Annotated in this window: 8 protein-coding genes; 5 read left to right on the top strand and 3 right to left on the bottom strand. The window is 54.2% G+C overall.

What is annotated here, in order from left to right; translation table 11 throughout:
* Positions 1-401: 401 nt before the first annotated feature.
* Together OEV49_09920 and OEV49_09915 are read right to left on the bottom strand one after the other, a co-directional pair.
* Positions 402-2,645, bottom strand: coding sequence for a YCF48-related protein (locus OEV49_09920; protein MDH3891388.1), 2,244 nt, complete (start codon positions 2,643-2,645; stop codon positions 402-404).
* Positions 2,646-2,978: 333 nt separating this feature from the next.
* Complete coding sequence (locus OEV49_09915; protein ID MDH3891387.1) at positions 2,979-5,567, bottom strand: hypothetical protein; 2,589 nt, start codon at positions 5,565-5,567, stop codon at positions 2,979-2,981.
* A gap of 1,309 nt (positions 5,568-6,876) precedes the next feature.
* On the opposite strand from OEV49_09915, the gene OEV49_09910 reads away from it, so the two are divergent.
* From OEV49_09910 to OEV49_09895, 4 genes are all read left to right on the top strand, one after another.
* Complete coding sequence (locus OEV49_09910; GenBank protein ID MDH3891386.1) at positions 6,877-7,692, top strand: hypothetical protein; 816 nt, start codon at positions 6,877-6,879, stop codon at positions 7,690-7,692.
* Positions 7,693-8,011: 319 nt separating this feature from the next.
* A complete protein-coding gene (locus OEV49_09905; protein ID MDH3891385.1) occupies positions 8,012-11,326 on the top strand; it encodes a TonB-dependent receptor in 3,315 nt (1,104 codons plus the stop codon).
* Between the two features lie 14 nt (positions 11,327-11,340).
* The gene (locus OEV49_09900) at positions 11,341-12,369 is read left to right on the top strand and encodes a PorV/PorQ family protein (protein ID MDH3891384.1); all 1,029 of its coding nucleotides are present in this window, start codon (positions 11,341-11,343) and stop codon (positions 12,367-12,369) included.
* 19 nt (positions 12,370-12,388) lie between these two features.
* On the top strand, positions 12,389-14,530 hold the full coding sequence (locus tag OEV49_09895; protein MDH3891383.1) for a hypothetical protein: 2,142 nt from the start codon (positions 12,389-12,391) through the stop codon (positions 14,528-14,530).
* Positions 14,531-14,600: 70 nt separating this feature from the next.
* Here the strand turns inward: OEV49_09895 and OEV49_09890 are convergent, their stop codons facing one another.
* Positions 14,601-16,862, bottom strand: a complete 2,262-nt coding sequence (locus tag OEV49_09890; GenBank protein MDH3891382.1) for a glycosyltransferase family 39 protein — start codon at positions 16,860-16,862, stop codon at positions 14,601-14,603.
* 211 nt (positions 16,863-17,073) lie between these two features.
* Here OEV49_09890 and OEV49_09885 point away from each other — a divergent pair, with 211 nt between their 5' ends.
* The gene (locus tag OEV49_09885) at positions 17,074-19,971 is read left to right on the top strand and encodes a S8 family peptidase (GenBank protein MDH3891381.1); all 2,898 of its coding nucleotides are present in this window, start codon (positions 17,074-17,076) and stop codon (positions 19,969-19,971) included.
* Positions 19,972-20,013 lie beyond the last annotated feature (42 nt).

Below are 20,013 nucleotides of genomic sequence, written 5' to 3'. Positions count from 1 at the left end.
CAGCCAACCTCAGCCTAAGCACACCCAACCTCATCCTGAGCGGAGTTGAAGGGTGATAAATCACCATCTCGCGCTACGCGCGTCCCCTCTGTCATTCCCGCGTAGGCGGGAATCCATCTTCACTTGACACGGGTGACCCATCACCTTGGGATATGTCGAAAAAGGCTTGGCTCACAGGTGGTGTTGGGCGACCCCGCCCGACACCTGCCGCCCAACCCAATGGCCGTCAGGCGAGTCGCCTGACAGCACCAACACTGCAACACAGGTCACCTGACGGCTTCAGGGGTATGTCCACACTCCCCTTGCTGTGGGTTGAAGCTTTTGATTTTGCCGGTCCGCTATGCACAGGGTCTCATCCCCCGCCCATGGCGGGGAAAAGGAACATGTGCAACACTGCAATGTTACTTGCAGCCGCTCGGACAAACTAATGGTGCCGGACCACCCTGGAACATGTAGTCCACAAGATACACCAGGTCACTGATATCAGGACTGTCGCCGCACGTAGGCTGGCACTCGGCATCACCATCGACATCAGCGTTGCCCATACAAGACGGAGCAAGCCCGCCCGCGAACATGAAGTCTACCAGGAAGGTCAGATCAGCAATGTCGGGTGCAGGCAAGGTGCCGGATTGATCCACATCCCCGCGCAGAGAACAGCAACATTCGCAGGCATCCCCAAGGCCGTCCTGGTCATTATCTGTTTGCGGGCCGTTGGCCGTATTGAGGCAGTTGTCAAAGGCATCACAGACCCAGTCGGCATCAACGTCCGGGCACTCAGTCAAGCGGTAAACGCCCTCACCCCAGATACCGGCAACTATGTCGTCGGTGAAACTGATGGCGAGAGCATGGAGTTCTAAACCGGGAAGGCCATAATTGAGCGCCATCCAGGTATCTCCATTGTCCGTAGAACGTAGAACGCCGTCAAAAGAATTCGTGATAAACAGATCATCGCTGGTATTGACTACGATTGCCCGGATCGAAGGTAGACTTGCATAATTGTAGATTTGTGTCCAGGTATCGCCGTTGTCAGTAGAACGATAAAGGCCGTCTGCACTAGTGCCGGCAAAAATGTCACCGGCCGAGTTGATGGCCAGTGATCTGACACTAAAAACCGTCGGACTCAGCTCGATCTGCGTCCAGTTATCGCCATTGTTGGTAGAACGGTGAACACTGCCGGCCCGCGTCCCGGCAAAGATGTCACCGCCTGAGTTGATAGCCAGAGCGTTGACATACAGGTTGATCATCCCATCGTTGATCGGTATCCAGTTGTCGCCATTGTCATTTGAACGAAAGACACCTGAACCTAAAGTACCGGCAAAAACCTCACCACCTGTGCTTATGGCGAAAGCACCGACCGTGGGGCTCCCCAGTCCATTGGTTGTCTGTGCCCAGTTGTCGCCGTTGTCTGTGGAACGATAGACACCACCAGAACTGACGCCTGCAAATATGTCACCTCCGGAGTTGACGGCGGCTGCCTGGACCGAAGTATAGCCCGTACTTAAACTGATCTGAGTCCAGGTGTCACCGTTGTCGGTCGAACGAAAGAAATCGCCGATTGTACCGGCAAAAATGTCGCCGCCTGCGTTAAATGCGAGGGCCGAGGGTCTGGTAGCTGTCAGGCCATTGTTGATCTCGACCCAGTTGGCACCACTGTCACCCGACCGAAAAACACCACTGCCCTTTGTGCCTACAAATATGTTACCGCTGGACCCGAAGGCCAGGGCCTGGACAGCTGTCGTCGATAATCCACTGTTGACCTGTGTCCAGGTATCTCCATTATCAGTCGAACGATAAACACCCGTAAATGAGTTAGTGATAAACATGTCGTCGGTGGAGCCAATGGCTATTTCAGAGACCGTACCATTGCCCATGCCGCTGTTGATCTGCGACCAATTATCGCCGTTGTCAGTAGAACGATACACACCGTAGGTTGCAGTTCCGGCAAAAATGGCATCGCCGGAGTTTACGGCGAGAGAGTAGATTCTCAGGGCTGACGACAAACCAGTGACGATCTGTGTCCAGTTGTCGCCATTGTCGGTAGAACGATAAACACCGTCATTACGAGTACCGGCAAATATGTCACCGCTTGAGTTGACGGCGAGAGAATAGACAGAAGTAACCGGCACACTACCATTGACCAGCGTCCAGGTGTCGCCGTTGTCGGACGATCGATAAATGCCGTGATACCAAATCCCGGCGAAAATGTCACCGGTGGGGCTGATGGCCAAATCCTTTGCGGATAAAACCGTCATGCCAAGGTTGAGCTGCGTCCAGTTGTCGCCGTTGTCAGTGGAGCGATAAATGCCGTCACCATCGGTACCAACAAAAATGTCACCGGTGGCGTTGACTGCGAACGCACTCACACCGGCATTCCAGTCAACGCTGAGCTGCGTCCAGTTATCTCCATCGTCGGCAGAACGAAAGCACTTGCCGACATAGCCGCTGGTAAACATGTAACCGCTTGAGTCGCTGGCAAGGAAATCGACTCCCCCCCCCAGCGGTCCGCTTGTATGTTCCCAGACCCGGGCGTCGGCTCGATCCGTGAGAGTGAATAATGCCAGCAGTACCACTGCCCACATCACAATGCTGCCTTTGCCGCTTCTGGAAACGCCGAGGACGTCCAATGTCACATTGATGTGTCTCATAATTCCTCCGGAAGTCAGTCTTCGTTGCTGATAGAACCCGTCTGGACGGGTCGCTTGACGCATCCATAATATACGATTGGAGTGTCCTTGTTCCAAACTGTTTTTGGCTGCTTTTGGCAGCACGAGTCTGGACTGCGCTCAGCGCACTTAGGGCTATAAAACGCGTTCAGTTTTCATGCCCGCGTCACACATGTCACACCCGCGAAGGCGGCAATCTTAGTTCGCGGCACACGTGTCATGCCGAGCGGAGTCGAGGCATGAGATTGCCGCGTCCGCCTTCGGCGTCCTCGCAATGACGCCAACCGGGACCTTTTCAATACTCCCTATTGAGGTCTAAGGACACGCCGGCGGTAGCGGTCCGCCATTGAACATGTAGTCAACTATGTAAACGAGATCGGAAATGTCGATCCCGCCGCCGGCGTCAATGTTTGCCTCCTGCTCACAGGGCGGTTCCGGTCCGCCGTTAAACATGAAGTCTACCAAATACACCAGGTCCGATATGTCGGGACCTGCGAAGTCGCGGTTGATGTCACCTCTTAGCGTGCAGCAGGTCGCTTCGCATATGTCGCCGACGCCGTCTGCATCGGCATCTTCCTGCCCGGGGTTGTAGTCGGTCGGACAGTTGTCGTTGCCGTCGGATGTGCCATCGTTGTCAGCATCCGGGGGGGAGGTCCACTCCGCCATATAGGCCGAGACCTTGTTTCCCGCGAACGTGAATGTACCTCCTGCAAACAGTTTACCGTCATGTGTGGATAGGGCGCGAACCTCAGTGTTCATTCCCGATGCCAGTGGTGACCAACTGTGGCCATTCCAGGATGCTATCTTGCTCACCTCAGCGCCGTCGGCGTGCGTGTGTCGTCCTCCCGATATCAGGTTCCCTTCATGTATTGTCAGAGAGAGGACTCTTCCTGAGACCCCCAACCCAAGAGAAGACCAACCGCTTCCGTCCCAGGCGGCCAAACTGGTTCCTGTCACACTTCCGGCCGTCGTGAACGATCCGCCCGCAATCAGTGTCCCATCGTACACGTTTAGGGCAAAGACCCATCCGTTCATCTGCGACAGATCGGACGACCAGTTGCTGCCATTCCATGAGGCAATGTATTGTGCTTCCACTCCTCCTGCCGTGTCGAAAAACCCTCCAGCTATCAGCTCCCCGTCGTAAGCGGCCAGCGAACGGACAGAACCATTCATCCCCGAATCCAACGGCAACCAAGAGATCCCATCCCAAGAGGCTATATGGTTCACTTCCACGCCGCCGGCTGTGTCGAACCGACCTCCTGCTATCAGTTTCCCGTCGTAGACAGCCAGGGCACGGGCATCGGGGTACTCTCCCGCCATCCCCGATCCCAGGGGCGACCAACTGCTGCCATCCCAGGAGGCAATAGAGTTTGCTGTCACACCTCCGGCCGTTGTGAATGAACCCCCGGCTATCAATTTCCCGGCGTACAAGGTCACGGCAAAGACAGTCCCGTCCATTCCCGATCCGAGTGAGGCCCAACTGGTTCCATCCCAGGCTGCGAGAAAGTTCATCGGTACACCGAAGGCCGCCCGGAACTCGCCCCCCGCAATAACTTTGCCATCGTATACAGCCAGGGCATTTATCGCACCACTTATTCCCGACCCCAGCGCCGACCAACTGTTTCCATTCCAGGAGGCCACCCTGGATGCCCCGGCTCCTCCGGCCGATGTGAACTCACCCACGGCTATCAGATTTCCCTCGTACTGGGTAAGGGCATAGACAATGTGGTTCATCCCCGAAGAAAAGGGTGTCCAATTGATCCCATCCCAGGAGGCTATCTTGCTCGCTTCCACTCCACCGGCTGTAGTGAAATTCCCTGCTGCTACTAACTTCCCATTGTACTCAAATAGAGAAAAAACGGAACTCTTGTTCATCCCGGATCCAAGTGGTGACCACTCGGTACTGTCCCAAGAGGCAATGAATGTCGCCTCCACGCCGCCTGCCGTTAGGAATTTGCCTCCAGCTATCAGTTTTCCATCGTAAGAACCCAGCGAGTAAACAAGATGATCCGTCCCTGATCCCAGTGGCGACCAATTGGCGCCATCCCAGGAGGCTATGTTGTTTGCCGCCACTCCTCCTGCCGTAGTGAAGCCCCCACCCGCAATCAGATTTCCGTCGAAGACGGTCAGAGAAAACCCGTATGCGATTCCATCGCCCTCCAAACCCGATCCCAGTGGTGACCAACTACTCCCATCCCAGGCAGCTATCCTGTTTACTGGTGAGCCTCCAGCCGAAATGAACCATCCTCCCGCTATCAATTCACCGTCGTACACGGTCAAAGCGCTGACCCAACCACCTAATCCTTGACCCAGGGAAGACCAAGTACTCCCATCCCAGGCTGCTATGCAGCTTGCCTCGACACCGCCAGCTCTTGTGAAAGAGCCTCCGGCAATCAGCTTCCCATCGTAAACGGTCAAAGCCTCGACCCGAGAATTCATCTGGGCTCCCAGGTCAGACCAACTGCTGCCATCCCACGCAGCTATGTGATCCAAGATCACGTCGCCCGCCAGATAGAATCGACCGGCGACAACAAGCCGTCCATCGTAGACTGTCGCCGTATAGATGATGTCATCTACACCGGCGAGGGTCGGTGAGATACTGTTGTCCCAGTAGATGTCTTCCGGGTGGTCGTCGGTTTCTCTGGTTCCGGATGGCTTGAACATCGGTTGCCCGGTGATCGAATCTATAGCCGATTCAAACCCCTTCATGTCCAGCGGTCCTTCAAAGCCGGAAAGTCGCGCATCCTCCAGATCGAAACTACCGTCCGGGTTTACGAATTCCTCGATACTTCGCCCGTTTGTCTTCACCTCGTTCGCATTCACCGACGTGAGGCCGGTAGCTAGCACACCGGCGACAACCAGACACGATGCAGCGAGTACACACGATCTCATGATGCGTTTCATGCTTCCTCCTTATGTGATATTCGCGCCAGACAGAACCCGCCCCGACGGGTTCTATGACACAGGGGCAATATACGACCGATAGGCCTGCGTTTCAAGGTTTTTTGATCGATTGATTGCGGGGCAAACCGGGAGGTCTGCCGCCCACGAAGCACACGGTCGACGGTAATCGACGGCCTTCGTCATTTTCTGAGAGTGACAGTGAGTCTCAGACAGCCGGTCGCCCAGCACTCCCCGTGGAAGAGCAGGACGGCCATGGCCGAACGACCAGGAACGCGCTGCCGGTGCCCCGATATTTTTTTGTCAACTAAGGGTTGACAACCAGTCTGATTCTACTATACTGAGATCAATTAAGACGAGGACCTGGGTAGGTCGTCCACTGGTAGCTCCCTAGCCCCCTCTACCATCGATCTACCCGCCCTCTTTTTTTTTGTATTTTTCCCCCAATATAAGGACAGAAGCTCTCTCCAGCCGGTATTCAGCCGGAGGCTCGCCGAGCACAGTTGAGAAAACTACCCACTTTGATACCTGCCGTGCAACTTGGAATACAGGAGAATCACCAAATCCCCACCCAGAGAAACGCATGTAACTTCCGCCTACAATCCAAAAAACACAAAAAAAGAGGGCAAAAAGGTCCTTCGCGAACTTTTCGCCCCCTCTCCCTAGCCCAAATCGATCACAGAGCGCAACATAATCTACGAACAAATATAGAAGGGCCCACTGCCAGTGTCTGTCAGTGCAAAATCGGCGGCCGGCGGCTTTTTTTGCATATTTTGAGTTGCCAGGCCGGGCGGCTGGGCTAGCCCCAAACAATGAGGCTGTATCAAAATGTGGTTTAGCAGCGTTCTGACCACGCCCTGGGCGTGGTCGTTACCCTTCGAATCTCACTAAGGCGTTGTGTAAAAGCAGCTTTTGAGGCCTCCGGTACATACGCTCGCCTTCGGCCAACGCAGGAACCGGAGAAACTTGCCATTGCGACCCAGCCTGCACGGGTGGCCGCCTCAAACCTTGTATGGGGCGGTGACATAACCACCCCCAAAGCAACTTTGAGGGCGCCGCCCGACAATGAGCACGCGTCGACTCCGCTCAGGGTCAGGTTGGGGTGCTCAGGGTGAGATTGGGGGTGCGCTCAGAATGACGTTGATTTGGCTCATGCTTCGACTGCGCTCAGCATGACATGAGAAGGCCGCGAAGCGCAAGACCCATTTATCGGTGATTTATCACCGCCAACCGCTTGTCCAGGTTTACCCGCCGGTCGGCCGACCGGACGATCCCGCTTGCGCCACACCAGCCTGGATCGTAATTTGACACCATGAGCAGTGCGGTTTTCTACAATCAGACAGAGTGCGATCCGTACTACAATATGGCCTGCGATGAATGGATGTTCCAGCAGGCTTGTCGTGGTTCGGGTACGCTGTATTTGCGGCTGTATGGCTGGGAGATGCCCACTATCACTTTCGGGGTCAATCAGGCGAAGGAGCGGGCGCTGGATTTTTCGCAGTTAGAGAACACTCCGGTGATAAGGCGTATTACCGGTGGGCGTGCCTTGTTACACGACCAAACAGAGTTGACCTATTGCCTGGCGGTTAATCTCGGCGAGTGGGATGGTCGACCCTGGACAGAGGCTCCTTCGCACCTGTTTCGTGTGGTGGCCGAGGCTTTGACTGAGTTTGCTACTACTATGGGCAAACCGGCAGATTACTGTCGCAGGTCAGGTGCTTTGGATTCCCGGCCGGATTTTTTTCATCGAGCTCCCTGTTTTGCTTCGCGATCCCGCTATGAAGTTGTTGCCGATGGAAGAAAAATAGTCGCGTCGGCTGCTCGTAAATATGGCGATACCATTCTCCAACACGGTGCGATCAAACTGAACGGAGTGGTTGCACATCCGGCCTTGTATCGTCCGGGCGGTCCGGTTGCATCCTACTCGGTTGATTCGCAGCCGATTAGCGATGAGCACAGATTACATGGGGGCCGTTTGTTGGCCAAGGTTTTGGCTCGAAGTCTAAACGTCGAATTCAGATCCGGCTCTTTCTGTCATGCTGAACTAACCGAGCAAAACGACTTGGCTTCGGCCATAAAACTCTCACCATTGAATCGACGATTTTTTTTGCACAACCAGGGTACGTAATCAGTCTATAAGTGTGGCATTATATGGCTCTGTTCCGTGCGGGTAACGGGAAAAACCGCTTGACTTTGCCGAGGCCATAGGCCTATTTTGTAGGCTTGAAAGCTGGTTCCCGCTTAGGCGAAAGACCCTGGGAATCAAAAGATACTGGAGACTACAGGCAACTATTAGCTAATGCATAACGATCGAATCGGTTGAACGGTTCACACGTTGTATCAAGCTCTGTCTGTAGTGTCATGATTAAGGTTGGTTGGGAAAAAATATAAGTGATACTACATAGACCGTAGGAGGAATGGTGATGCCTTTTGGGCTCAGGAAATTTTTGATTCCATTAACGGTTCTGGCTTTGTTGATTGTAATTGGGCCGGTGAACCTCTACGCAGCGGCTGTCGGACAGATCAAGGGTACTATTACCGATAAAGAAACAGGTGAAGGGGTCGTCGGTGCTTCCGTCTCGATTGCGGGCACCAGTTTCGGCGCTATGACCAACTTCGAGGGAAAGTACACCATCCGAAGGCTGGAACCGGGCAAGTACACGGTGAAGATATCGCATCTCGAATACAATGTGGTCGAGGTGACCGATGTCGAAGTCAAGTCGGACCTTACCGTTGAGGTATCTCAGATACTGGACAAGAAAGTCACCGACATCGGTGAGGTTATCACCGTCCGGGGCGAGGTGGATATCATCGATAAGTTCGAGACTTCTCACCAGCTCACCATCACCAAGGAACAGATCATGACCCAGCCGGTAACCTCGGTCGATGAGTTGTTGACCCAGGTGGCTGGTGTTGTGACCAACGCTTCCGGTGAGATTTTCATTCGCGGTGGACGCGCCGGTGAGGTTGCCTACATCGTTGATGGTGTGCCGATCGGTGATCCGTTGGGTGGTCTGGGTGAAGCCGGGGCCAATCTTTCGTTGGTGTCAGGTTCCATCCAGGAGTTTACGGTTATCAAAGACGGATTCGATCCGGAGTATGGCAACGCTTTGTCGGGTATCGTCAAGATTACCACGCAAACAGGTTCGAAAGATAACACCCGGATCAATTTCCAGTTTATCACCGATGACTTCGGTAACAACTCGCTTAACAAATACTCGCGTAACAACGATTATGTTCGTGCATCCGTCAGCGGTCCGGACCCGATTTTCAAAAACAAGATCCTGCCGGCCCTCGGATTGGGCTACATGGCAGACAAAGAGTTCACCTACTATTTCTATGGCGAGGTCGATAAAGACGACGGCATCTACCAGTACGAGTCATACGACTCTCCTTTGACTCGCCGCAATTATGGGTCGTTCAATTTGTTCGGGCTGGATGTTCCTGAACGTAAGAACAATAAGTACTACTGGATGGCCAACCTGAAGTTCAGGCCTCTGCAGAACCTGAAGCTTATTTTCTCATACAAAGATTCTCAGAATCGGTGGACGCACTTCAACTGGAGTTATCGTTATTCACCGAACACCGCTCCGGTTCAGGTTGATCGCTGGAAGTCGGCCTCGCTTGAGGTTTCGCAGTCAGTGTCGCGCAACATGAACTACGAGGCGGTTATTTCTTACACCAAGAACAGTCTGAACCGCCGACCGGGCGATCCGGCCAGTCCCGGGCACGGGCTTGATCCCGAAGACTTCATGCTGAACACGGAGTGGGAAGATTACGATGACCGCAACGGTAACGGTGTCTACGACCCGCCGGAGCCGATCATCAATTTGTTCCCCGACACCGCGAGCTATGGTTTCGACTTCACCGGACCCGCCTACACTTATGGTGAGAGCGGCCTTATCGAGATCAACCAGCAAGGTGGAACATTCACTTTTTCGGACTTTCGCTTCAATGAGAACGGCATAATCGACAATCTGGAAGGCGAGCCGTTCATTGATCTCAACGGCAACGGTGTCTGGGACCAGGGCGACTTCCTGAGAGATAAAAACGGCAATGGAATCCTGGACGAGGGTCGTGTCAGTCGAATCAACAATCGTGACCCGGAAGTGTATCGCGATGGAGACTCGATTGTCGGTGAGCCGTATGTTGACATTAATAGCAACAACCTCTACGATCCCGGTATTGATCTTTTTGTCATGTCGGTCGGCGCCGACAATATGGACTACAACGACAACGGGAAACACGACGGCCCGCTGGATCCCTGGGAGCCGGGCATTCCATATATCGATCTAAACGGCGACGGCGTCTACAGCCCGCCGAACGCTCGCTATGATCAAGGTGAGCCGTTTGTGGATCGAAACGGAAACGGCGCCTACGACTACGGGGGCAGTTCCAACTTCCTGAACCCGGGCAACTACGACGAGACGGCAGTGTGGCATTTCCGAAGCACCGACACCTACCGTCTGGAAGGCAAGGTCTTCTGGCAATTGGGTTCGCACGAACTGAAAGGTGGCATCTCGATGGAGTCCAATCAGTTCGACTACGAAGAAATCGAAAAACCATACTATCCCTACAGTGGTCGTGAGGATGGCGGTCCTTACCCCGGCCGCGGATCGTTCAGAGATATGTTTGAGTATGAACCGTACCGCGGCAGTGTCTACTTCCGTGACAAGCTTGAGTATGGTTCCATGATCGCCTCGCTTGGATTCCGCTGGGACTTCTTCCTGCAGGATCGGTACGGTTTGGTGGATGTGGCCAAGAACGACGATCTTGGGTCCGGAACGATCCTTGGTGACCGTCAGAAATTCTCACCCCGAATCGGATTCTCTTACCCGATTTCGGACAAGGCCAAAATCCATTTCAACTATGGTCACTTCTTCCAGCTTCCGTCGCTGGAGTATATGTACAAGCGGAACACTTCGTCGGTGGCTCAGAACGTTGTGATCGGCAACTACAACCTGGACTACCAGAAGACGATTCAGTATTCATTTGGTGTCAAGTATGCCATGTCCGAAAACTACTCGCTGGACGTCTCCGGTTACTTTAAGGACGAATTCGACAAGATTAACTCGGCTCAGGTTCGGGTCGGTGGTCTGACTCGCCAGCAGTATCAGAACTCAGATTACGGTCGCAGCCGTGGTTTTGAGTTGACTCTTGAAAAACGTGGCGGTGGCTATGTGAACGGTCAGTTGAGTTATGTCTACGCCTTCGCTTTCGGCAAGGCATCGCAGACCAATCAGAACTACATGAGCGACTTCGAGCTTTCGCGTGAGCCCCTTTCCGAGGCGGCTCTTGACAACGATATCAGACACCGTATCAACGCTAACATCCAGGTGTTTGTGCCTACTTCGGTCAAGCCGCGTTTGTTCGGCATACCGATTCCCAACGGTTGGTCATTGGCCATGAACCTGATCATTGAGAGCGGCCGTCCGTTCACACCCGATCGATCCTTCCCCAACCTGGCCCTCACCACGGGCGAGGACATCCAGCGCAACTCAATGCGCAAACCGGGGATATTCAATGTCGATGTCCGGTTCACCAAGGACTTCGAGTTTGTTGGGCTCGATTACAGTATGATCATGTGGGTCGAGAATATATTTGACAGTCGTAATGTCAACACTGTGTATTCCAACACCGGTCGTCCGGACACGCGACAGAATCAAAGTCAGATCATTAAAGGTGGTACGCCTTATGATCTGAATCCATACAACTGGGACTACGGTCGTCAGATTCGATTGGGGATCGAGGTCAACCTATAGGCAACCTTTGTTTGATGAAGAAGTCTGAATTTACAATAGATGAGGATGAGATGCTTGTGAGACATAATAGTTCGTTTCCGATGAAGCGGGCGAATCATTCCCGAATTGTGCTGGTGGGACTGCTCTTGCTTTGTGCCACTGTGGTATGGTGGCCCAGTGAGGTCAGTGCTCAGGCCAAGGTCGGAACGACCGGCGCTCAGTTTCTGGAACTCGGTGTTTCAGCTCGGGCCATGGGAATGGCTGAGGCCTTCACGGCCGTCACGGATGACATTTCGGCCGTTTATTACAACCCGGCCGGATTGACCTCGCTCTACGGGCGCGAGGTGGCCGTGACATATATTGACATGCCTGCCGACGTCGGATATGGTTTTTTGGGCGCCGGTATGCCGCTTGAGGCCATCGGTGGCGTTCTGGGAGTCAGTATGTACGGGCTGTCGTCGGGTGAAATGATCGAGCGCACCTGGGGTAGTGGTGAGCCGGGGGGAACCGGAAGGACCTTCGGGTGGAATGATTTCGCCCTCGGTCTGAGCTACGGAAGGTATCTGACTGATCGCTTTTCGGTTGGCTTCACGGTTAAATTCGTCGGTCAGTTCGTGCATGATTACAGCGCCAGTGGCTGGTCGGCAGATGTGGGAACAGTCTACGATACGGGCCACCGTGGGTTCAAAATCGCCATGGTGATTACCAACTTCGGCCCCGACTTGACCATGATCAGCAACTCATATCCCCTGCCGATCAACTTCAAATTCGGCGGCTCGATCAATATTCTCGAACAAGAGGATCATCTGGTTACTTTTGCCGCCGAGGGTGGCCACCCGTCGGACAACCTGGAAAAATACAATACCGGCCTCGAGTACACGTTTAACGACCGATACTCGCTCAGAGCAGGGCGCCGGTTTAACTACGACGAAGACGGCTTCACGGCCGGCGGTGGTTTGGCCGTGCCGTTTGGAGACGACGCTGAGATTCACGTTGACTACGCCTTTCAGGATTTCGGTATCCTGACACAGGTTCACCGTTTTAGTCTCGCCTTTGCGTTTTAGATAGAGGGTATGTGCAAACATGAATAAGAAATTCAGTAAAGCAAGAATAGCGGCGGGACTTGTCCTTATGGCCCTGGTCGTTATTTCCATGTCGGTGATACTCTCCATTGGTTGTACCAAACGTCTTGATGGTGAGTTGAACCCCAACCAGAAACCGGTGGTGTATTTCGTCAATATCCCACCAGAGGGACACAAGTTCTCGCGTAACCCCGAGATTCACTGGGTTGGGACCGACCGTGACGGGCTAATCTCCTACTTCCGTTATCACGTTGCAACCGCGGAAGAGTTGGGCGGAATAGACCCGATGGACTACATTGAACTGGTAGCCGCCAACGCCTGGGTCAGGCTGGATGTTGACCCCAAGGGTCCTGATCCGATGACGTCCAATATTGTGGCCATGTCGGCCAATCTGACCGATCCGGTGTTGACATACGTAGACCAGTTTGTCTTCCTGCAAGCCTACGATGAGGAAGGTCTGGGCTCTGATATCGTCTACCGTGTCTTTTCACGAAACGACAACCCACCCAACTCGTTTGTTTTTGGCTTCCACTCACGCGATATACCTTTCGTTAATTCCGTCGAGCCGGGCGGAATCATCACTGGTGTCAAACTGCACTGGCAGGGTGAGGATCTGATCGATTATCCAAGCGATCCACCGCCGTTTGAGTTTGATTGGCGTCTGTACGGTCCGTATTTTGACGAAGACATGGAAGTCATCCGTGATTCTTTCCAGGATTCGGTCTACGTCACCAACGATGGCGGAGTGTATCGCATGGGTGACACGGTGATTCGGTGTGACACGTTCTACCTCGACACCTCCTTTACCGAAACGTGCGACACGCTGGTTGTGAATCCGTTAACACCCACAACGGCTTTCGGCGGCTTGGAACCATACTTCCGGATTGATGATCCGGACTTTATTGGTTCTAAGTACAACACCATTCAACAGAGCGAGGGTTGGGTAACCAACACCTACGACACTTTGTGGAATGTATTCGCAGGCAAAGAGTCCGACACCACCGTTCAGATGACCTTCATCTTCTGGCTCAGGTCGCGCGATGATGCCCAGGTGCCGGACCTGGTGCCGTATTACCGAGAGATTCCTGTTATCGATCCGCGCTACGAACGTGATATCGCCGTCATCGATTTCAGTAAGCCGACGCCGGCTGGATTGAACGATCCCATTGACATCGATACCTCCAAGGCATATTGGAAGACTACTATTGATAAATGGGGTGCCAACACGGGACGGCACATAGTCTTTGACACTACCACCATCCGTGAAGGTCCTCTGAGGACCAAAGATGTCAGCCCCGATTACCTCTATATGGGTAAACTACTCGAAGGTGCTCCTATTGCCGAGCTACTGAAACACAAAGTGATGATCATTTATGACGATGTGCCCGGTATGCCGCAGCCCGACCAGTGGCTGACCATTTACAAGTCCATCGATGCCGGTATCAATGCCTGGATGACCGGGAGAACGACTACCATCGCAGGTAGTCCCCAGCAGCCGCCAACCGGCGGAGCGCCGTCATTTCAGTATCAGTTCTACTTTGGTGTAGACTCGGTAGGTCACTTCGGTTGGCACAGCTACATTCCACCTTTCGGTCGCCAGGAGCCTTCGGGTCTCTGGCAGGACTTTGTCGGAACCTACTCGAGAAAACCGGGTGAGTGGCCCGATCTTGAGATTGACTCAGCACTGTTGCACCAGCGATACAAATGGGTGCTGGAGGGGACAAGTTTCTCGATCCCTTACTGGAATGAGGACTGTCCGGCTCTTCCGTATGTTGACTGGAGTGTCCGGTCGTTCGGGACTGAGATCCTGTACAAGTATAAATCTTGTTATGGACCCTCCCATCCGCTGGGTAATGCGCAATCCTTCAACGGCCGCCCGGTGGCGCATCGTCTGACGACCAGTCTCTTCAAAACGGCGCACTTCAACTTCACGCCGATGGCTATAGACTCAATCCAGATGCAAGTGGTCGTTGACTCACTGCTCAACTGGCTCTACGACCCTGATCTGGGAAGTATTCTCATTTCTGAGAATCGCAATCCGGATGCCCAGGTTAAGATGTCGCTGTCCGAAGCCCGCGAGAATCTGAGAGTTCGTGAAGAGGCCTACCGTAAGAAGGACCAGGGATTGATGATTATCGAATAATATTCACGCACCCTCGGGTGCCGGATATATGTCAAATGAGTCACGGGACCGAGTTACTCGGTCCCGTTTCTTATGGCTGTCGGAGTTGAATTGTGCGGCGGACCAGTTCGTTGTCGGGGAATCTTCGGTTCGCTACTGTCAATATGCTGTCGGCGATTTCGAACTGTCCGAGCAAACGGTGGCCGCCGGCCAGGTTGAGGTAGGCCTCAATCAGACCGGAGTCGGCAGCTATGGCTTGACTGTTGTGGCTGATGGCCAGGTAGTATCGCCCGGACAGTCCGGCCAGCAAACCAAGGTGGTAGTGACTGATGGCTTTCTCTTTCAATCGCCTTAGATAATGATTCGGAAAGTCACGATCGAAGGCGCCGTCGTCGGTCTCAATCGGTGGCGCCTCAGTATGCAGTGCCCGTTGCAGCATCGAGACAGCTTCGAGAGTGTCCCCCCGGCCAAGCAAAAGCATGGCGGCGTCATTGAGCAAGTATAGATCGTTGGACGTTCGGGTGGTAGCTTTCTCGATTTCTGTTCGCAGGATGTCGGTGGCTACAGAATCCAAACCGGCCAGCGAACGCAGGTAGATCATGTTGTTGTTGGCGTCCCAGTGGGCCAGGGTGAGTGCTTTCCCGGCTTGAGTTGCCGCCTGTTCAAACTGCCTGTTGACCAGATGCAAAGAAGCCAGGTTGGAATAGGTTTTGGGTCTCTCAGGGTGCAAACTCCGTTCTTGTTCAAAGTAGAAGCGGGCGGAGTCGGCCTGACCGAGACGCAAGTAGCAGGCGCCGATATTCAGGTTGGTCTCCGGGAAGGATGGGTCGAGCATACGAGCAGTGTAGAAATACTGGAGCGCCTGCCGGTAGTCTTGTTCGACATAGAAATGTATCCCTCGTGAGATATAGTCCTGATTTGGCGATCCCTTAGGCAGGTTCACTATTGGATAGTATGAGCACGCCCAGGCGACGATAACCACGCCTAGCGCGATGAATCCTCGCTTGATCTCAGTTGCGAACAGATTAAGGACGGTCAGGGCGCCGACAGCGGCCAGAACAGTCAACAGCGGCAGAATCGGCAGCCGAAAACGACTGTTGAAGAAGAACAGCGCCACCACCGGTGGGTAGAACAGGAGCAGGCAGATCAGTGATTTAATTCGGCTGTCACCAGAGCGCCAGGCCACGAATATTCCCATCACTCCGAAGCCAAAGAGGATCGCGAACGAGATTGGGTTGTATTGCAAAAGTGGCATAGCCACAAAAAACCTGCGAAGCTCTCGATTGTTAGACACTTCACGATCACCCAGAAAGTAGTACAGCTTTTTCATGAAAAGAGAGGCCGCCCTCCCTGGGTTGTCGGCTATCCAATCGATTGTTCGCCAGGTCCAGTAGCTTGAGACCTCGCTGGGCTTCAGTGCCCGCCCGGAGGCTTCTTCGGCTATGCCGGCCACCTGCCTTTGTCGCCAGTTCAGACCGAGAGGTTCGGGCAATTGTGACGAGACGCCATCGGCCAGTTCGTTGTTGCCGATGTTAAAGTTGATCCCGCCCTGTGAGGCGATCAGGGCCGGATCATCGGCCACCAGCAGATTGCGCAGAAAGATCGGTCCAATAACCAGTGCAAGGCCGACTGCAAACAGGGCCATACGCTTCATTCTGGCCAGGGCAGACCCGGACATCAGGGGTAACCACAGGCCAACAATGACAGCTAAAACCAGAGCGGTAGGGCGGCAGATTGCGGCCAGACCGGTGACCAGCCCGGCCATCAAAAGTTGACCGGGCATGCGACCTTTCAGCCAGCGCCAGAGAGCCAACAAAGAAAGTTGAAGAGTGAGGGTAAAGGTCATATCCAAAAGCAACTCGAACTCAAAGTACAATATGACCGGTGTCAGACTATGCACGGCTGCCGCGACGAGGCCGACCTGGTGCGAGAAAGCTCGACGTCCCAAGAGATAGGTGCAGTAGATAGAGGTCAATCCGATCAGCAAGCCCAGAATGCGCGCCACCCACACGGAGACACCGAACAGGGCGTAGGCCAGACCCAGGATATAAGCGTACAGGGGTGCTCGAAAGTAGGTCGCGTCGCCCAGAAGATTGCCGCGAGCAATCGACTCCGACCAATGGTGCTGGTAGTAATTATCCACGGTAAGCTGGTCCCACTGAAGCATATCCTGATACAGCCATAGGTAGACAACGCGAATCAGCAAGGCGGCCAGCAACAAGATCGGCAAGGCCCAGCGACTGGGTCTACTTTTCGTTGGAAGTGAATCCATTTGCCAAATATAGGCACAGGTACCCTGGATGGCCTGTAAAACTTTGCGATCAGAATCGACCAGATTTGCAGTTTCCAGCATACTGCGCAAGGCAGGTCATATACCGGTCTTACCGGCGGTCGGACCTGAAGGTCTTTTCGAGGTCCAATCCACTGTTTTCTTGTCACTTAAGTATGCGGTTGATCACCCTGGTGCAAACCGATGCAGGCGTCGATGAGCGGACGGTTAAGATCGGACACGGCACAACCTTTGCTCAAACGGGGTAGGATCAGGACAAGGAACCAGGAAGCTTATGAGACGAGTATCAATTATAGTCATAATAGCCCTCTGCTGCGGATCGCTCAACCTGGCGGCAGCGACCGGGGAAGCCCTCGGTCCCAGCCTGGAAGACAAGATAGCAGTATCGGCTTGGTCCGGCGCCAGGGGTCCGATTCCGGTAGTCGTATTCCTGGAAGATGAACTACCCACAGGTTTGGTTCAACTGGAATCCATGGCCGGTTTGAGACGAGGGCAGAGGATCAAACGTGTTTTGGGCGAACGGTTGCATGAGTCCAAAGAATCAACCGAGCGTATTCATCGGTTCCTGATCGAAAGTTCCAGCCAACCGGTGCTCAGGCACTGGGTCGTGCCTGCTTTCACGGCCACTCTGTCACCCGACCGGATTCTTGAGTTGACGGCCCAGCCGGGGGTGAGATTAGTGGTGGAAAACCTCACCCTGGACTACGTGACACCGGTGTCTGAATCTCCGGCCTCGGTGGCTGTATCGTCGGTGTCGAATGAGTTGGCGCTGTTGAAAGTTCCCACGTTGTGGCAGCAGGGTCTGAAAGGCACCGGTCGTTTAATCTGTTCCTTTGATACCGGTGTAGACTGGGACCACCCGGCGTTGGCCGACAAGTGGCGCGGAAACTCAGAGCCTTTGTCCTCGACCTGGTTTTCCAAGGTAGCCCCGAATGAGCTGCCCTATGATGCAGCCGGTCACGGTACTCACACCATGGGTCTGATGGTTGGCGCAACCGAAGCAGACACTTTTGGCGTAGCGCCGCATGCACAGTGGATCACGGCCGGTGTTATCGACCAGGGACGTCCGCTCCAGACCACTCTGTCCGATATTATCGAAGCCTTTCAATGGGCGCTCAATCCGGACGGTGATACCAGTACGACCGATGATGTCCCGGACGTTATTCTGAACAGTTGGGGTGTGCCGAAAGGACTCTTTGCCCCCTGCGATGAAACTTTCACACAAATCGTAGACGTTGTCGAAGCAGCCGGAATCGTCACTATCTTTGCCGCCGGCAACGAGGGTCCCGACCCGATGTCACTTCGCAGCCCGGCCGATCAGGCTTCCACCCCCACCAACTCGCTGGCGGTGGGAGCGGTCAACATGGACAAGGATATAGCTTCCTTTTCCAGCCGGGGACCTTCATCGTGCGATCAGACTCAGATCAAGCCCGAGCTGGTAGCACCCGGCGTAAGTGTCCGTTCGTCACAGAAAGGTGGCGGCTATACTTATATGAGCGGCACGTCGATGGCCGCCCCTTACATCGCCGGACTAGTGGTGCTGATGCGCCAGTACAGCCCCGATGCCACGGTCGAGGAAATAAAGCAGGCTCTTTTGCAGGCGACCGAGGACCTCGGCGCCACCGGTGAGGACAACATTTACGGCAATGGCCTGGTCGATGCTTCACGCCTGCTCGCTTTGCTTCCCTTGCCGGTATCTCCGAGCTTTAAGATCACCAGCACCCAGGTCAGCGACGACGGTATCGCCTGGCCCGGTGAAGAATTCGGTCTGGATATTCTGATAAACAATCCGGCCGGCAATATCGCCGAGGTGATCGGCGTTCTCGAAACCGGTACGGCCGGAGTGGTAGTAATGTCTGATTCGGCGACCTATCTCTTCGGTGTCGGCGGCAGTAGTGCCCTTAGTATGGCCCCGTATCAAATCCGATACGACTCCGGTTTCCACCACGGCCACACGGTCGATTTCGTGCTGTACCTGCAAACACCGGAGGGCGGTAGTTTAGATACTATTGCCTTCGTTGGCACCGTGGGTGTGCCGCCAAGCGGTCACATCGCCGACCACAGCAGTTCACGCATTGGCTTCTCAGTCTCGGACTTCGCCCAGTTCGGATTCGGCACAGGTTCGCTGTACAACGCGGGCGGCAAGGGGCTGCGCGTCGACGGCTCCGACAACCTGCTCTACGAAGCCGGTATCGTGCTGGGTCGGAACGCCCTGCAGCTTTCCAGCTCGATAAGGGATGCCCAGGGTAGGTACCAGGTTTCCGACTACGAGCCAACGGTGGATCTGAGTACATCTACGATTGACGAGGAAGGTGGTCTGCATGTAACCGCCGGTTATGCCGACTCGCGTTCGGAGATACCTATCCCGATTGAATTGACCCAAGAGACTATTAGTTATGTCGATGACGGCGGTTTTATCATCTTTAGATTCCAAATGCGTAACATGACTCCCGGATGGTTGACTGGTCTGCACTTTGGATTCCTAACCGATTTTGATCTGGATATAGCCGGCGATCAGGTCGTTTACGACGATGGGGCCGCTCTTATGTACCAGACAGGCGGCGACGGTCCTCTGGTCGGCCTGGTCTCTTTGAAGAATCTCGACTCTTTCAAGTCTTTGGACAACGGCGCTGCCAAGCGTGGTTTTTCGCGCGCCGACAAATTTGACTTGATTGCTTTGGATGCCACGCAACACGATCCCGGTCTTACCGGAGACCTCATGATGTTTCTGAACTCCGGCTCGTTTGCCATTCAGGGATGGGATTCCAACGAAGTGGCTTTTGCCGTAGTGATCGGGACCGATCTGGCCGAGCTGTATGAAAACGCGCAGCACGCTCGTGAGCGCTTCGACCTGGCAACCGCGGTCGATGAAGGGCACCAAAGCAGCCTGCCGACAGCGGTGACTCTGCACCAGAATTATCCCAACCCGTTCAATCCGACCACGACGATTTCATTCAGCCTTTCCACCGCCTCGGACGTCTCTCTGGTGGTGTACAATGCGTTGGGACAGAAGGTTTCACAGCTTGTCGACGGTCGTTTGCCGGCCGGATCGCACGAGGTCTTATGGAACGCGACCAATGCTTCAGGCGGTCGGATTGCCAGTGGTGTGTACTTTTACAGGTTGAGTACCTCCCAAACATCGCACTCCAGGAAAATGCTGCTTTTGAAATAGGCCGCTTAAGGTTATAATGTTCAAGTGGAATGTTGGTCGAAC

Source organism: Candidatus Zixiibacteriota bacterium, assembly GCA_029860345.1.
In the GTDB taxonomy this organism is placed as follows: domain Bacteria; phylum Zixibacteria; class MSB-5A5; order GN15; family FEB-12; genus JAJRTA01.
The sequence above is the reverse complement of the archived record's forward strand: the minus strand, read 5'-3'. Positions and strand labels throughout refer to the sequence as shown.

What these genes read in the sequence shown, in the direction of transcription:
- OEV49_09895 (MDH3891383.1), top strand. Translation starts at nt 12,389, where the DNA reads ATGAATAAGAAATTCAGTAAAGCAAGAATAGCGGCGGGACTTGTCCTT.
- OEV49_09910 (MDH3891386.1), top strand. Translation starts at nt 6,877, where the DNA reads ATGAGCAGTGCGGTTTTCTACAATCAGACAGAGTGCGATCCGTACTAC.
- OEV49_09900 (MDH3891384.1), top strand. Translation starts at nt 11,341, where the DNA reads ATGAAGAAGTCTGAATTTACAATAGATGAGGATGAGATGCTTGTGAGA.
- OEV49_09885 (MDH3891381.1), top strand. Translation starts at nt 17,074, where the DNA reads ATGAGACGAGTATCAATTATAGTCATAATAGCCCTCTGCTGCGGATCG.
- OEV49_09915 (MDH3891387.1), bottom strand. Translation starts at nt 5,567, where the DNA reads ATGAAACGCATCATGAGATCGTGTGTACTCGCTGCATCGTGTCTGGTT.
- OEV49_09890 (MDH3891382.1), bottom strand. Translation starts at nt 16,862, where the DNA reads ATGCTGGAAACTGCAAATCTGGTCGATTCTGATCGCAAAGTTTTACAG.
- OEV49_09920 (MDH3891388.1), bottom strand. Translation starts at nt 2,645, where the DNA reads ATGAGACACATCAATGTGACATTGGACGTCCTCGGCGTTTCCAGAAGC.